Source organism: Paenibacillus sp. BK033 (genome assembly GCF_004345425.1).
Lineage (GTDB): Bacteria > Bacillota > Bacilli > Paenibacillales > Paenibacillaceae > Pristimantibacillus.
Genome location: NZ_SLVP01000001.1, coordinates 1,222,375 through 1,238,303, shown reverse-complemented (window position 1 = coordinate 1,238,303; position 15,929 = coordinate 1,222,375). Strand labels below are relative to the sequence as shown.

Here is a 15,929-nt window from a genome sequence, read left to right as displayed (position 1 = left end):
GTGTGAAGGATGAAACAATATCTAACGCATAATGAATTGAGACTCGTAGGCAAAGCTTGGGAAATTCAAAGCCAGCTGCGGAAGCTATCCCGAATGGATATCCCGCTTCAAAAGCTGCTCTCCCCGCAAAAATCGAAATAAACGGCTTATCCTTGCTTGGACAAGCCGTTTTTTTCTCCGAAGTTTAAGCTTTTGCCGCTTGTTTGATAATCTCGATGACGAGCTCCGTGATTTTCACGAGGTCAGCGACCTTGATTTGTTCCTTGGTTGTATGAATATGCTCGTAACCGACAGCCAGATTGACCGTAGGCACGCCAAGTCCATTGAAAATATTCGCGTCGCTGCCGCCTCCGGAATGGAAAGTGCGCGGCGTAAGCCCAATTGCCGTCGCTGCCGATTTGGCCAGCTGGACGACCGGCGAATGATCGTCGTGGACATAAGCCGGGTAGATCAATTGGCTTTCGAATTCCGCTTTCGCCCCAAACTCCTCCGCCGCGCTCTCCAGCGCCTCGCGCATCGCGTCCACCTGACGGTCCAGCTTCTCCTGCACGATACTGCGGGCTTCCGCTACCAGCTTGACGAAATCGCAGACGACATTGGTTGCGCCGCCGCCTTCGAAGCTGCCGATATTAGCCGTTGTCTCTTTGTCGATACGTCCAAGCGGCATACGGGAGATCGCTTTTGCGGCAACTTGAATCGCGCTGATGCCATCTTCCGGGTTGACGCCGGCATGCGCCGATTTGCCATGCAGCTTCATGATGATCTTTGCTTGGGTAGGAGCAGCTACGGCCATATCCCCAATCGAACCATTGGAATCAATCGCATAGCCAAACGATGCTTTCAGCTTGGAGGCATCCATGTTCCGCGCGCCAAGAAGTCCGGATTCTTCGCCGACCGTAATGACAAATTGGATCGGACCATGGGGGATATTGTTTTCCTTAAGCACGCGGATCGCTTCCAGCATCGCGGCAAGTCCTGCTTTATCGTCGCTGCCCAGTATCGTTGTGCCATCGCTTCTTATGTAGCCGTCACTGTCAATTTGCGGCTTGATGCCGTTGCCCGGCGCTACGGTGTCCATATGGGAAGTAAACAAAATCGTAGGCGCTCCCGCATCTCCCGTGCCTTCCAGCAAAGCGAACAAATTGTTTGCGCCATGCCCCGTTTTTTCCATCGCATCGTCTTCCTCGACGGAAAGACCCAGCTCCGAAAACTTCGCCTTCAGCACTTTGCTTATTTCCTGCTCGAATCTTGTCTCGCTGTCTATCTTGACAAGTTCAATAAATTCGCTGACGATCCGTTCCTGATTAACCATAACTATTTCCTCCGCTCTCTGTTTTCGATTACAATAGACGGGAGCTTGTTTTAAAAAAGAAAGGAGTTTTTACCCTTGAAGATGCAAAAACTTATACGTCTAGTTGCTATTCTTGTTGTTACTGCCCTTGTCGTTACGACGCTTGTTGCTTCAATCAGCTCGCTGCTCTAGCAGCTCGGGATTGGCAAACCCGAATACGCGGCAGAAATGCGGCAGCAGCTGCCGCGCTGCCTCTTCCACGGTCAGCGCAACGCCGGACAGGTCGTTAAAGGATGTGACCCCGTACTCCTGAATGCCGCATGGAATAATGCCGCTGAAGCCTTCGCTACCTATCCCCGCCTCGATATTCAAGGCAAAGCCATGGCTTGTTACAAAACCGCCGCGATCACGGGCCCGATTGAATTTCACGCCGATTGCGGCGATTTTCTCATTGCCGACCCATACTCCAGTATATTCCGGCTTTCTTCCCGCTTCTATACCATATTCGGCCAGCCAATTGATTATTGCCTGTTCTACATTGCGAAGATACGCATGCAGATCCAATCCTTCCATCGGCAGGAACAGCATCGGATAGCCCACCAGTTGTCCCGGCCCATGATAAGTAATATCCCCTCCGCGGTCGATTTCGAAGACCGATATTCCGCGCTCGATCAGTTCATCCTCGCTAAGCAGCAGATGCTCGTGATGACGGTCTGTGCCAAGCGTATAAGTAGGCGGATGCTGAAGAAGGAGAAGCGTCTCCTGACGCTCCTCCTGGCTGATCTGCCGCACGATCGATTTCTGCATTTCCCATGCTTCCGCATAACCGATCATCGGTATATATCGGGCTTCCAAATGCCGCTCCACGTGTTTAAATGCCGTGTCAGTCATGCTCGGATTACCCCGTTTCTTCTAGTACAATTTCGTATCTACGTTGAAGCCTTCCAAATTGTCTTTCACGCGCTGCAGGAAACGGCCGCAGATAACGCCATCCAGTACGCGGTGATCAAGCGACAAGCACATATTCGCCATCGAACGGATCGCGATCATGTCGTTAATGACGACAGGCCTCTTCACAATCGATTCAAAGGTCAGAATGGCGGCCTGCGGATAGTTAATAATCGGGTTCGTAATAATCGAACCGAAGGAACCCGTGTTATTGACGGTAAAGGTACCGCCCTGCATATCGCTGAGCGTCAGTTTTCCTTCGCGTCCGCGGCGTGCCAGATCATCGATTTCCCGCGCAAGGCCGGCAATCGTTTTATGATCGGCATTTTTGATAACCGGCGTCGCAACGGACTCTTCCGTACCGACTGCCAGAGAGATATTAATATCCCGCTTCACGATAATTTTATCGACGGCCCACATCGAGTTCATGATCGGGAAGTCTTTCAAAGCATTAACGACAGCCTTCAGAACAAAAGCAAGATAAGTCAGGTTAATGCCTTCGCGCTTCATGAATTCATCCTTCACTTTATTGCGGAGCTGTACCAGATTGGTAACGTCGACTTCAATCATCATCCAGCCATGCGGAATTTCATTCACGCTTAGCATGGTATTGCGGGCAATTGCGCTTCGAATCGGCGATACGTCGATGAAGTCTTCCCCCCGGCCCGTTATCGAGGCGCTTTGGCTAGGGACGGTTGGCGTACGAGGCGTCTCCGTTAAATGCAAGCCGGACGAACGCACTTCCGATACGTTTGTGCTCGGCGGAGGCGTAACCAGTCTCGCTGCTGCAGGCGCTTGTCCCGCTCCCGAAGCTACGTAAGCCAGAATATCCTTCCTGGTGATCCTTCCGCCAAGTCCCGTTCCCTGTACATCGGCCAGACGGACGCCATGCTCAGCCGCAAGCTGCTGAACAGCCGGCGAGAAGCGGTTGCGCATCGATTTGTCGCCTTCATCCGTCGATTCCGCGTTTACGTCAGATTTTGTGGATTCCACAACTGTTACAGCTTCCGATGAGGACGAAACAGCTTCCGTCTCAACGCGGCATACCGGCGTCCCGACCGGTACCGTCTCGCCATTGCCAACCAGAATCTCGACCAGCGTGCCTGCAATCGTGGATGGCAGCTCCGCGCTTACTTTGTCCGTGATAAGCTCGCAGATCGGTTCATACATCTCAATCCGGTCACCCGGCTGCTTCAGCCATTTATCAATAGTCGCCGAGACCAGTGATTCCGCCAACTGAGGAATGACGATCTCCTTCACTGATTTCATTAATTATCCATCTCCCTACCTGACACGTACTTGTCGCTTAGTATAGCGCCAAATTGCGCATTGCTTCTTTTACTTTGTCTTTGTTGAGCAAGAAGAACTTCTCGCCCGGCGGGTTAATCGGCATTGCCGGTACATCCGGACCACAAAGTCTTTGGATAGGAGCATCCAGCTCATACAGCAGTTCTTCCGCTATAATGGCCGATACCTCCGCACCTACGCCGCCAGTCTTATTGTCTTCATGAATAATCAATACTTTTCCCGTCTTGCGGACTGCCGCAAGAATCGCATCCTTGTCGAGCGGCTGCAGCGTTCTTAGGTCAAGTATATGAGTGCTGATTCCTTCTTGCGCAAGCTCTGCAGCTGCCTGCTCAACGAATATGAGCGGCATGCTGTAACCGATAACGGTAATGTCGTCGCCTTCGCGAAGCACATTGGCTTTTCCGATCTCGACAACGTAATCATCCTCAGGCACATCGCCGTTTATAAGCTTATAGCATTTTTTATTCTCGAAGAAGATAACCGGATCCGGATCGCGCACTGCCGCTTTTAATAACCCTTTTGCATCGTAAGCCGTGTAAGGAGCTACAATCTTGAGACCCGGCGTTCCGAAAAACACCGACTCCGGACATTGCGAGTGGTACAAGCCGCCAAAAATACCGCCGCCGATTGGCGCACGGATAACAATCGGACAACTCCAGTCGTTATTGGAGCGGTAACGGATTTTTGCCGCTTCGCTAATAATTTGGTTAGTCGCCGGGAACATGAAGTCCGAATATTGCATTTCCGCAATCGGCTTCATGCCGTACATAGCCGCGCCAATAGCAACCCCTGCAATAGCCGACTCGGCAAGCGGCGTATCAAGCGCGCGCATTTCGCCAAATTGCTCAAGAAGTCCTTTGGTCGTCGTAAATACGCCGCCCTTTAAGCCAACGTCCTCGCCAAGCACGAATACGTCGTCGTCGCGCTCCATCTCTTCTTTCATTGCCAGACGTATCGCATCGATATAATCCATTTTTGCCATCTTAGCGTCCCTCCTCCGCATACACGTGCAACAGTACGGATTCCGGCGCCGGGAATGGCGCGTTGTCGCCGTATTCCGTTGCTTCATCGACCGTCTTGCGGATGCGCGCGTGAAGCTCGGCCTCAAGCTCTTCATTCCAGAGGCCGCATTCTTCTAAGTACGTTTTAAATTTCGGGATGCCGTCCTTCGCCCGGTTTTCGTCTACTTCTTCCTTCGTGCGGTACGCAAGATCGTTATCGGAAGTAGAATGCGGGGACAGGCGGTACATCATCGCTTCGATGAGCGTCGGGCCTTCGCCGGCGATCGCGCGTTCGCGCGCTTCCTTGACCACCCGGAAGACTTCAAGAGCGTCATTGCCGTCAACCTGGTAACCCGGGAAGCCGTAACCAAGGGCACGGTCAGCTACTCGTCCGCCAAGCTGCTTGCGCACCGGCACCGAGATCGCGTATTGGTTGTTTTCGCACATCAAAATAACGGGGAGCTTATGAACTCCGGCAAAGTTGCAGCCTTCATGGAAATCGCCCTGGTTGCTCGAGCCTTCTCCGAAGGTAACAAAGCTGACGATCGGTTTATTTTTCATTTTCGCGGCCAAAGCAATGCCAACCGCATGCGGTACCTGCGTGGTAACCGGGCTGGAGCCCGTTACGATCCGGAGACGCTTGCTTCCGAAGTGGCCTGGCATCTGGCGGCCTCCGCTGTTCGGGTCTTCAGCCTTGGCAAAGACAGACAGCATTAATTCTTTTACCGTCATGCCGACGGCGAGGACAAATCCGTAATCGCGATAATAAGGCAGGAAATAATCATTCTCCCGGTCGAGCGCAAAGGCAGCGGCAACTTGCGCAACCTCCTGTCCGATGCCGGAAACGTGGAAATTAATTTTACCCGCTCTTTGCAGCAGCAAATTGCGCTCGTCGAATTTACGGGCGAGCACCATCATTGCGTACATTTCAAGAGCCTGTTCGTTCGTTAAGCCTAATTCGTTATGACGAAAGGTTTGTTCGGTTGATTGACTCATGAGGTTGTGCCTCCTTTAACCTGATTTTAAAACCAGGTACTAAGACTTGATATTACCTATTATAACCGCATTTGCCCGAAAAAGAAAATCCAACGCTTAGAGAGCGAGCGATTTGCCGTCAATGGCAAGCATAGCTTCCCCAAGAGCTTCGGATAAGGTTGGATGCGGATGAATAAGCTGACCGACTTCCCAAGGCGTTGCGTTTAGCAATCCGGCTAGCGAAGCCTCGGAGATCAAATCTGTCGCATGCGGACCAATCATGTGGACACCTATGATGTCATTGGTCTTCCGGTCGGCAATCACCTTCACGAATCCGTCTGCTTCTCCAAGTACAAGAGCTTTGCCAATTGCGGCAAACGGTATTTTACCTGTCTTGATATCATGCCCTTTCGTCCGGGCCCCATCTTCCGTCAGACCGTAAGACGCCACTTCCGGGCGGGAATAGATGCACCGCGGGATAAGATTCGGATCAACCGCTTCTTTCTTGTAACCCGCAATATGCTCGGCTGCAGCCACGCCTTCGTGGGATGCAGCATGCGCAAGCTGTACGCCCCCGATAACATCGCCAATCGCATAAATATGCGGCTCGGTTGTTTGACCGAATTCGTTGACGTAAATAACGCCGTTTTTGGTCTGAATATCCGTATTCTCAAGACCGATGTTTTCGATGTTCGCCTGACGACCGACGGACAGCAGAAGCTTGCTTGCCGTAAGCAGAATATTCCCTTCGGAAGTATCGGCTGTAATGGACACCTCGTCTCCGTTAATCGATAGCTCTTCGGTTTTGAGCTGGACATTGGTGAGTACCCGCACGCCGCGGCGACGGAGCAGTCTCGTCAGCTCAGCCGACACTTCAGAATCTTCCCCCGGAAGAAGTCTAGCGCCAACCTCAACCAAGGTTACCTGTACGCCAAAATCCTGCAGCATCGAGGCCCATTCCACCCCGATGACGCCGCCGCCAACGATCAGCATCGATTCCGGAAGCTTCTCGAGCCGTAGAGCATCGTCGCTGGACAAGATATGCACGCCGTCCGGTTTTAGCCCCGGCAGATGACGAGGGCGAGAGCCCGTTGCGATAATCAGATTCGTCGATACGACCGACTCCATCTCCCCGTCGGCCAGTTCAACGGCTAATGAACCGCTGCGAGGCGAAAAGATGGAAGGGCCTATGATACGGCCTTTGCCATTTATAATTTGGATATCATATTTTTTCATCAAGCCTTTCAGGCCTCTATGCAATTGCTCGACTGTCTTTTCTTTACGGTCCTGAACCTTATTGAAATCCAGTGACAGAGCACCCTCCGTAACCGAAACTCCGTATTTGTCCGCTTCAAGCAAAGTCGCATACACTTCTGCGCTGCGAAGCAGCGATTTGCTTGGTATACATCCTCTATGTAAGCAAGTGCCGCCCAGCTTATCGAGCTCCACGATAGCTACGCTTTTGCCCAGCTGAGCAGCTCTGATCGCTGCTGTATATCCGCCCGGGCCACCGCCAAGCACAGCTACATCCACTTGGATTGTCATTATGTATTATACCTCCTAAAAAAATGGTTCCCTAGTGAGCCTATTTGCGTATGCATTCGTGATAATTACTTCTTAGTAAACATCCGATTACCACTCGTCCTATTGTACCTTTTTTCAAATCGATTTACATCGTTAAATTTCCGAAATAGACACTGCCTGCAGAAAAAGGTATCATAGGAAGGAATGTTTAATTACGGATACAAGGAGAACATCATACATATGAGATTAGTTGCTGCCCGTCTAATTGCCGTTCTGCTGCTCGTCATACCCGGTATTGCGGCCTGTATCGGTTTTCTCAAGATGAAAAATGCCTTATTCAATTACTTTTCCGATTTCGGAAACGATGCCATTCATCCGGATTTTGCATGGCTAAGCTTCTTATTTGGACTTGTTCTCTTTGCAATCGGCGTTGGTTTTATTGGCGGTTGGATTTTTTTCCGCGATCGCAAACGCAATTACGTCGCCCCAAGATTCCGTCCGAAACGTCCCAGACCGCCAAAACCGCAAGCTTAAGCAAAAAGACATAGAACACCCCGCTGCTACTCCTCGAGTATGGCGGGGTGTTTTTTGCCTTGAAAAGAAAAACCGCCTTCATATTGGGTGGAACCAATAATAAATAGCGGTTTTATTCTTTAGCTTACTTTGTGCTCGATGCGGAGCTTATCAGCTACCATTGCAATAAACTCGGAGTTTGTTGGCTTGGATTTACTGATGTTGATCGTATAGCCGAACAGGTGTGAGATGCTGTCGATATTGCCGCGTGTCCAAGCTACTTCAATAGCGTGGCGAATAGCGCGTTCAACGCGGGATGGCGTTGTTTTGAATTTTTCTGCAATCGCAGGATAGAGCGTTTTCGTAATGGCTCCCAGAATTTCGATGTTGTTGTATACCATCGTAATCGCTTCGCGCAAGTACTGATAGCCTTTGATATGGGCAGGAACTCCAATTTCGTGAATGATGCTTGTAATGTTGGCGTCTAGATTCTTGCCTTTGGCAAGCGGCACGACATTTGATTTGATCGTCGTTGTTGCTGCAGAGCTGCTAAACGATGCCGAGGAAGTAAACGTGGAATTGCCCACCAATTGACGAATCCGATTTGCAAGTATCTCCATATCGAACGGTTTCAAGATATAATAAGATGCCCCAAGCTGAACGGCTTTTTGTGTGATATTCTCTTGACCAAATGCGGTCAGCATGATGATTTTAGGCATTGGCGTGATATTTAATTCCTTAATGCGTTCCAGTACGCCCAGGCCGTCCAGGTGAGGCATTATAATATCAAGGATTAGAACATCTGGTACTTTTCTGCCTTCTTCGAAATAAGACAATACTTCTTCACCGTTATAAGCCACTCCGCTTACGTTCATATCATTTTGTTCCGATATGTATTCGGATAATAAATTGGTGAATTCACGATTGTCATCTGCCAGCAATACTTCGATCTTGTGCAAGGTCTGGTCCTCCCTTAAATGGTATTCACTGCGCGATTACCTTTCCCTAGTTGTCTTGGAATAAAGTTTTCGACATGCCGGTTTAAATTCCTTCTGTCGAAAATTTTTTTCCTTTGATTTTTTAATCTTTTTCGTTATAATTAATAATTTATTACATTTTATGATGCTGTTCGTAAATTTTCGACAAATCCAACCATTATAGCCGTCTTCATGAAGAAACCGCTGAAGGGTTTAATCAAGCCCAATCAGCGGTTATTTTATTGGTTATGCAGCTGTACCTTGCGTCGATTTCTCTCTCATCAAGATGCCTGCATCCTGCAGCATCCATTCAATAAAGCAGCCATAGCCCGAAGCTGGATCGTTAACAAATACATGGGTAACGGCTCCAACCAGCTTCCCATCCTGGATAATCGGCGAACCAGACATTCCTTGAACGATACCTCCTGTTTTATCAAGAAGTCGTTTGTCGGTAATCTTGATTACCATACCTTTGGTCGCTGGGGCAGGCTGTTTCGTAACATGAGCGATTTCGATATCAAACCGCTCGACTTTTTGCCCGTTAACAACAGTCAAAATTTGAGCCGGACCTTCTTTAACTTCTTCGGCGAACGTTACGGGAATCGCTTTGTCGTTAAAGCTGTGATTCGGGTTTTCGCTCATTTTGCCAAAAATACCGAATGGCGTGTTGCGTTCGATATTGCCTAAGATCTTGCCTTCCTTGACAAAATGGGCACGTTTCTCTCCCGGCTCTCCCGTTTGGCTCTTGTTAATGGACGTCACGCTGGACTGCAGGATCTGCCCTTCGCCAACTTCTATAGGTGTTTGGGTATCCATGTCGGTAATGACATGCCCAAGCGCGCCGTAGACACCTTGATCAGGAGCATAAAACGTTAATGTGCCCACACCGGCTGCTGAATCGCGAATATAAAGACCAAGCTTCCAATTACGCTCTTCCGCATCGCGGACTGGATACAGCTTTGTTTCTCCGATGGTACCGTTGCGCTTGTAAGTAATCGCGAGTGGACGCTGCTGCCTGCCCGCTTGCTCCACCAGATTTGCTACCTTGCTGACCTCATTAATATTGTGCCCATCGATCCTGATAATAAGATCGCCTAAGCGGAGACCTGCTTTTTCCCCAGGAGACTCCTTCGTTCCGTTATTTGCACGGACCTGATGGTGGCCAACGACAAGAATACCGGCGGATTTCACTTTCACGCCAATTGTTTGACCTCCCGGGATAACCCTTAAATCAGGCATGACATTTACTTTGACGGTCTTGAACGGAATTTTACCAAATAATTTCACTTTCATGCTCGTCTGACCGCTCTGATGCGGCTGTAACGAAATGGGGTCATTCAAATTGACTGATAATGACTGACGGGTTGAGCCATTAATCTGAAGCATTCGTGGATCCACGGTAACTTCTGCATGTACGGGAACTCCATATTGTAATCGTTTCAGTTGGCCGGAGAATAAACGAAGTTCATTCGGGAATGCGGCAAAATGTTGAAACGGCGCGGAGAGTCCGATCATGCAGACGCAGATAACGAGAACTAGGCCAAACCATTTCTTCCTTGGGCTGGAGTTCAATGATTTCACGCTCCCTGTTAATCCATCGCATGACGAGAAAGGACATTTCGCCATTGGCGTACCTTTAAGTTACCCCGCACTGTTTGTTTTATGACCACAAAAACATTCCCTGAATACCTTCCTTTAGGCTCCCTTCTGGCGATCCGCCAAAACAAGCATTTCTTGAGCATGATGACGGGTTTTTTCCGTTACTTCAACACCGCCCAGCATGCGGGCGAGTTCTTCAATACGCGAGTGCTCCACCAGCTTCGTGACGTTTGTGGAAGTACGTTGTTCAATAATATGCTTCTTAATTTCGTAATGGTGATCCGCCATGCAAGCAACCTGAGGCAAATGCGTAATAGAGAAAATCTGGCATTTCGCCGAGAGCTGTGACATTTTCTCCGCAATGGCTTGTGCCGCTCTGCCGCTCACGCCAGTATCCACCTCATCAAAGACCAGAACAGGCACTTGGTCAATTTCGGCGAAAATCGCCTTCAGCGCAAGCATGATTCGGGACATTTCACCGCCGGAGGCAATTTTATTGAGCGGTTTAAGCGGCTCGCCCGGATTCGTTGACAGCATAAAGATGGCTTCATCGATGCCGTTAGCGTTAAGAGCCGCCATTTCGGATGTTTCTGCCGCAGTTGGATGGTCGAGCTGCACGCGGAAAATCGTATTGCCCATTTGAAGCTGCTTAAGCTCCAGCTCGATGGCGGCTGCGAGACGTTCGGATGCATGGGAACGAAGCTCGGACAACTCCTGCGCTAATTCATGTGCCTGCAAATAAAGGCGCAGCTCATCTTTGCGCAGCTTATCCAAATACTCGTCACGATTCTCAATCTTGTCGCGCTCTTCCGTAATGCGCTCCAAATATTGAAGAATATCCGGAATACTCTCTCCGTATTTGCGCTTCAGTCCGTTGATCAAGTCCAGCCTGTCTTCAATCATGGACAGCTGCTCCGGATCGGAATCAATGCCGTCCCGATAATCGCGAAGCTGGAATACAGCATCCTCGGCTTGATAAAAAGCAGACTGAAGCTGTTCGAGCATAGGTGTCAGCACTGCGGGATCGTAAGACTGGATATCGGTCAGCTTGCCGATCGCTTTACTAATGGCGTCAAGCCCTTTACCGCTGTAGAGCAAAGCGTAGGCTTCTGATACGGAGTCCATCCGCTTGCCTGCATATTGCAGCTTGCGGCGTTCCTCCAATAATTGCTCATCCTCGCCGGCCTTCAGCTTGGCATTCGTGATCTCTTCGATCTGGTAGCGGTACAAATCAAGCATCTGTACATTATGACGGGTTGTCTCTTCCAGCTCTCGAACGGATGCACGCGCTTGCTGAAGCTGCTGATACACTGCCCGGTAAGCAGTCTTCCGCTCAATGAGCAAATCGCCGGCAAACAAGTCCAGCCATTCCAGATGCTGTTCGGTACGCAGGAGTGATTGATGCTCATGCTGCCCGTGAATATTGACAAGGCATTCGCCGACCTCCCTCAGCATCGTCATCGTGACAAGCTGCCCGTTAACCCGGCTGCTGCTCTTGCCGTGGGAAGTGAGCTCCCGCCGTATAACCAGCATCTCTTCTCTTGAAGCCTGTACGCCAAGCCGCTCCATTACCGCCCATACCGGATGATGGGAAGGCAGGTCGAACATGGCCTCCATCTCGGCTTTGTCGCAGCCATACCTGACCATATCTGCGGAGCCCCGTCCACCAACAATTAAGCTAAGTGCGTCGATAAGTATGGATTTCCCCGCACCTGTCTCACCTGTCAATACATGAAATCCATGATGAAACGAAACGTTTACTTCTTCAATAACGGCTAAATTCCGAATGGATAGCTCGCGCAGCATGGCCAATGACCTCCAACAATGTTTAATTCAGAAGGTCGAGCAGCTTCTCAACAAGCTCACCGCTCTTCTCCTTCGTTCTGCAAATGATAAGAATCGTATCATCGCCGCATATCGTCCCCATAACCTCGGGCCATTCCATATTGTCAATCAGCGCGCCAATCGCATTGGCCGTGCCCGGCAAGCATTTCATGACCACCAGATTTTCGGTAAAGTCGATATGGGTGAAATGATCGATAAGCGCCCGCTTCAGCTTATTAATCGGATTCTGACGCTGCTGGTCCTGCGGCAGCGAATATTTGTAACGTCCATCGCCAGCGGGTACTTTAATGAGCATAAGCTCTTTCATATCTCTGGATACGGTAGCTTGAGTCACCTGGAGCCCGGCATCCCTCAGGGCATCCACCAGTTCCTCTTGCGTCTCGATCGTATTCTTCGTAATTAATTCCTTGATTTTGTATTGTCTGATGCCTTTCATAACTTTCCTCCCCAAACATGCTAGTCGCTTATGTCAAAAATAATTCGCCGAATAATCTGCTCCTTCACGTCCACGAACAATACCCCCGCGCATTCAGGCAACAGGAGGGAATAGACAAGAAGACGGTCTCGAACACCGCTGCCTGTCCAATCCATGGGCATACGTTCCCGGGCAGCTTTTACAATATACATTTTGCCATCTTGTTCGGCAATATAATCAATGTACAATCGGCTGTTAAGTGATTGTCCGTCCAATTCGATTCCGATCGGAACCCTGTGCTTACCGGAAATAACTTCGTATCCTGATCGTTCCAGAAACTGAATATTCTCGTCATCTTCTGCAAGCTCGCCACCTTTGCCAAGCGTCAATCGATTGACGTTCGCAGGCTGGTGAAGCCAGCGGTAGAAGCCCCGATACGCCCAGAATAACAAAAACGCGCCAGCGACCAGCATTATAAACCAGTCACCGTACATTCCCATACGCAGCCCTCCATTCCTTAAGAACCTCTCTTAATTGGTTCGTGATGAAGGGAGCATTTTCCTCTTGCAAACAAATGGACGAACGCATGTTTGGTTGCTTTCAGTTTAGCAAAACGAACACATGTTTGTAAAGAGGAAAAACAAAAGGGAACGCTGGCCGCTATTCAATACGGTCGAAGCATTCCCTTGTTTACTTGTGCCTCCAAAACGAGCGATAACGCCAATTGCGCAATTCACGGCTGCTACGGTTGTTTCTGTTTTACGGTAAAGGTCTCGCCAGCCTGACGGACAACGTCCTTGATGGCCTCTTCGTCAGGGATCGCGGCGTTTGGCTCATTTTCCCACGTCCAGTAGGCAAGGAACTCGATGTTGCCCTCTCCGCCCGTAATAGGTGAGAACGTCAGGTTTTGCAGTTTGTAGCCAAGCTCCGACGCAGCCTTCAGCACCGTATCAAGCACTTCCTTATGGACGCTTGGCTCCCGGACTACGCCCGATTTGCCAACCTTCTCCCGCCCTGCCTCGAATTGCGGCTTGATAAGGGCGACAATTCCGGAGCCTACGCTCAGCAGACCGCTGAGTGCCGGCAAAATCAGCTTGAGCGATATAAAGGATACGTCAATCGAGGCAAAGGTTGGCGGCGGACCGTCCAGATCGGCCGGCTGCGTATATCGGAAGTTGGTACGCTCCATCACTCGGACCCGTTCATCCTGTCTGAGCGACCAATCCAGCTGGTTATAGCCAACGTCAATGGCATATACGAACGAAGCGCCGTGCTGCAAGGCACAATCGGTAAAACCGCCGGTTGATGCGCCGATGTCAAGCATAACCCTCCCGGCCAAATCGATACCGAAGGATCGGATCGCTTTTTCCAGCTTAAGCCCGCCGCGGCTGACATAAGGATGGATGGCGCCTTTCACTTTGATCTCGGCTTCCCGCGGAACCTTCATGCCGCCTTTATCCACCGGCTCGTTATTGACCAGCACCAGACCGGCCATAACAGCCGCTTTCGCTTTTTCCCTGCTCTCGTAGAACCCGCGTTCCACTAGCAATACATCTATTCTTTCCTTGGGTGTCGTCGTCATGATTCTCCTTCGTTACTGTCCGGTTGCGCGTTTCTGGAGGCTTGGCAGCAGGTTCTTGATTTCCATCGCCGCTCTTTCTCCCGTCAAGCCGACTTCCACGCGCTGCTCCTTGATGGAACCATGCTCCACGAAAATGTCGGGGACGCCCATAATCCGAATCGGCATGCCGTAAATACCGCGAAGAGAGTAGAATTCCATTACCGCACTGCCAAATCCGCCAAGCTCGGAGCTTTCTTCGATGACAAGAATATGCTTGCCTTCCGATGCAAACGACAGCAGCATCTCTTCATCAAGCGGCTTAATGAATCTGGCATTGACGATTTGAACATTAAGGCCGTCTCTTTTCAGAAGATCAGCAGCTTCTTCGGCAACCTGAATCATAGGACCCATCGCCAGAATAACGGCGGAATCGCCTTCGCGAAGCGTCTCCCATTTCCCGATCGGAAGCGGATGCATTACTTCGTCCATCTTCACGCCGAGGCCGTTGATCCGCGGATAACGGACCGCAATCGGACCTTCATTGTAATCGATTGCCGTCTTCATCATACGGCGAAGCTCGTTTTCGTCTTTCGGCATCATAATGACAAGGTTTGGCACATGACGCAGGAACGCGATATCATATACGCCTTGATGCGTCTCGCCATCCGGTCCTACGAAGCCCGCACGGTCGATCGCAAATACCACGTTCGCATTTTGCCGGCAAATATCATGCACAACCTGGTCATAGGCACGCTGCAGGAAGGTTGAATATACCGCATAGACCGGCTTCATGCCTTCCATGGCGAGAGCCGCCGACATCGTTGCGGCATGCTGCTCGGCAATACCGACGTCAATCATGCGTTTAGGGAAACGTTCAGCGAACTGGAGCAAGCCGGACCCGCCCGGCATTGCCGGAGTTACGGCAACAATGCGCTCATCCTTCTCAGCCAGCTCGATAAGGGCGCTGCCGAACACTTCCGTGTACATTGGCGGACCAACCGCCTTTACCACTTGACCCGATTCAATCTTGTACGGTGATATGCCATGCCACTTGAAGGAATCTACTTCAGCTGGAGAATAGCCTTTACCCTTTACCGTAATGACGTGCACGAGAACCGGCCCCGGAATGGAATCGGCCTGCTTGAAAAGTTCAATCATCTGCTCCATGTCGTGGCCGTCTACCGGTCCAAGATACGTAAAGCCGAACTGTTCAAATAAAATGCCGCTGACAAGCAAATACTTCAAGCTGTCCTTGAATCTCTCGGCCGTCTTCGCCAGTTTGCCGCCGATGGCCGGAATTTTGTTCAGCAGATGCTGAAGCTCATCCTTAGCCTTCTGGTAATGGCGGTCGGTGCGGATTTTGCTCAAATAATGATGCATGGCGCCAACGTTTGGCGCAATCGACATTTCATTGTCATTCAGGACGACAATCAGCTTTCTCTTCTCGTCGCCGATATGATTCAAGGCTTCCAGTGCCATACCGCCCGTCAGGGCACCGTCGCCGATGACGGCTACAACACGGTTATTCTCGCCTTTCAGGTCGCGGGCCAATGCCATGCCCATCGCAGCCGACAGGGATGTACTGCTGTGGCCGGCTTCCCAAACGTCATGCTCGCTTTCGGAGCGCTTGACAAAGCCGCACAGCCCTTTATATTTACGCAATGTATCAAACCGGTCTTTGCGACCGGTCAAAACTTTGTGAACATACGATTGATGACCTACGTCAAAAAGAAACTTATCCTTCGGACTGTCAAACAGATAATGGAGGACGAGAGTCAACTCCACAACCCCAAGGTTAGGTGCGAGATGACCACCTGTAACGGAAAGCTTTTCAATAAGAAACTGGCGAATTTCATCAGCTAACCGCTCCAGCTCTCCCATTGATAAATCTTTCAGGTCTTGAGGTCCGTTAATTTGATCAAGCAGCACGTTACTTCCTCGCTTTCTGGAATACGACATTTAGAGCAAGGTC

The 15,929-nt window shown here is 50.3% G+C and carries 15 protein-coding genes; 2 read left to right on the top strand and 13 right to left on the bottom strand.

The annotated features are described in order from the left end of the window. The first annotated feature begins 9 nt into the window (after positions 1-9). A complete protein-coding gene (gene mciZ / locus EV294_RS05515; RefSeq protein WP_132304556.1) occupies positions 10-141 on the top strand; it encodes a Z-ring formation inhibitor MciZ in 132 nt (43 codons plus the stop codon). Positions 142-184: 43 nt separating this feature from the next. Here the strand turns inward: mciZ and EV294_RS05510 are convergent, their stop codons facing one another. The 6 genes from EV294_RS05510 to lpdA all read right to left on the bottom strand — a co-directional run bounded on the left by EV294_RS05510 (position 185) and on the right by lpdA (position 7,068). Beyond that, entirely contained in the window at positions 185-1,312 is a 1,128-nt protein-coding gene (locus EV294_RS05510; RefSeq protein ID WP_132304554.1) for a M20/M25/M40 family metallo-hydrolase, read from the bottom strand. Positions 1,313-1,462: 150 nt separating this feature from the next. Beyond that, positions 1,463-2,182, bottom strand: a complete 720-nt coding sequence (lipB, locus tag EV294_RS05505; RefSeq protein WP_132304552.1) for a lipoyl(octanoyl) transferase LipB — start codon at positions 2,180-2,182, stop codon at positions 1,463-1,465. A gap of 21 nt (positions 2,183-2,203) precedes the next feature. Beyond that, positions 2,204-3,508, bottom strand: a complete 1,305-nt coding sequence (locus EV294_RS05500) for a dihydrolipoamide acetyltransferase family protein (RefSeq protein WP_132304550.1) — start codon at positions 3,506-3,508, stop codon at positions 2,204-2,206. A 37-nt stretch (positions 3,509-3,545) separates the two neighbouring features. Continuing rightward, positions 3,546-4,529 carry an alpha-ketoacid dehydrogenase subunit beta gene (locus tag EV294_RS05495; RefSeq protein WP_132304548.1) on the bottom strand — a complete coding sequence of 328 codons (984 nt, stop codon included), beginning with the start codon at positions 4,527-4,529 and terminating at the stop codon, positions 3,546-3,548. 1 nt (position 4,530) lies between these two features. Next, a complete protein-coding gene (locus EV294_RS05490) occupies positions 4,531-5,544 on the bottom strand; it encodes a thiamine pyrophosphate-dependent dehydrogenase E1 component subunit alpha (protein ID WP_132304546.1) in 1,014 nt (337 codons plus the stop codon). Positions 5,545-5,640: 96 nt separating this feature from the next. Then, positions 5,641-7,068, bottom strand: coding sequence for a dihydrolipoyl dehydrogenase (gene lpdA, locus EV294_RS05485; RefSeq protein WP_132304544.1), 1,428 nt, complete (start codon positions 7,066-7,068; stop codon positions 5,641-5,643). A 219-nt stretch (positions 7,069-7,287) separates the two neighbouring features. Here lpdA and EV294_RS05480 point away from each other — a divergent pair, with 219 nt between their 5' ends. Then, positions 7,288-7,581 (top strand): DUF2627 domain-containing protein, encoded by a 294-nt coding sequence (locus tag EV294_RS05480; RefSeq protein WP_132304542.1) that lies wholly within the window; start codon positions 7,288-7,290, stop codon positions 7,579-7,581. 119 nt (positions 7,582-7,700) lie between these two features. Here EV294_RS05480 and spo0A read toward each other — a convergent pair whose 3' ends face one another. From spo0A to dxs, 7 genes are all read right to left on the bottom strand, one after another. Continuing rightward, a complete protein-coding gene (gene spo0A, locus EV294_RS05475; protein ID WP_132304540.1) occupies positions 7,701-8,519 on the bottom strand; it encodes a sporulation transcription factor Spo0A in 819 nt (272 codons plus the stop codon). A 264-nt stretch (positions 8,520-8,783) separates the two neighbouring features. Next, positions 8,784-10,109 carry a SpoIVB peptidase gene (gene spoIVB, locus EV294_RS05470; protein WP_207918101.1) on the bottom strand — a complete coding sequence of 442 codons (1,326 nt, stop codon included), beginning with the start codon at positions 10,107-10,109 and terminating at the stop codon, positions 8,784-8,786. A 123-nt stretch (positions 10,110-10,232) separates the two neighbouring features. Further along, positions 10,233-11,942, bottom strand: coding sequence for a DNA repair protein RecN (gene recN / locus EV294_RS05465; protein WP_132304536.1), 1,710 nt, complete (start codon positions 11,940-11,942; stop codon positions 10,233-10,235). A 22-nt stretch (positions 11,943-11,964) separates the two neighbouring features. After that, on the bottom strand, positions 11,965-12,417 hold the full coding sequence (ahrC, locus tag EV294_RS05460) for a transcriptional regulator AhrC/ArgR (RefSeq protein WP_015843915.1): 453 nt from the start codon (positions 12,415-12,417) through the stop codon (positions 11,965-11,967). Between the two features lie 20 nt (positions 12,418-12,437). Further along, positions 12,438-12,896, bottom strand: coding sequence for a hypothetical protein (locus tag EV294_RS05455; RefSeq protein ID WP_132304534.1), 459 nt, complete (start codon positions 12,894-12,896; stop codon positions 12,438-12,440). Positions 12,897-13,138: 242 nt separating this feature from the next. Beyond that, the gene (locus EV294_RS05450) at positions 13,139-13,978 is read right to left on the bottom strand and encodes a TlyA family RNA methyltransferase (RefSeq protein WP_132304532.1); all 840 of its coding nucleotides are present in this window, start codon (positions 13,976-13,978) and stop codon (positions 13,139-13,141) included. Positions 13,979-13,990: 12 nt separating this feature from the next. Beyond that, a complete protein-coding gene (gene dxs / locus EV294_RS05445; protein WP_132304530.1) occupies positions 13,991-15,886 on the bottom strand; it encodes a 1-deoxy-D-xylulose-5-phosphate synthase in 1,896 nt (631 codons plus the stop codon). Positions 15,887-15,929 lie beyond the last annotated feature (43 nt).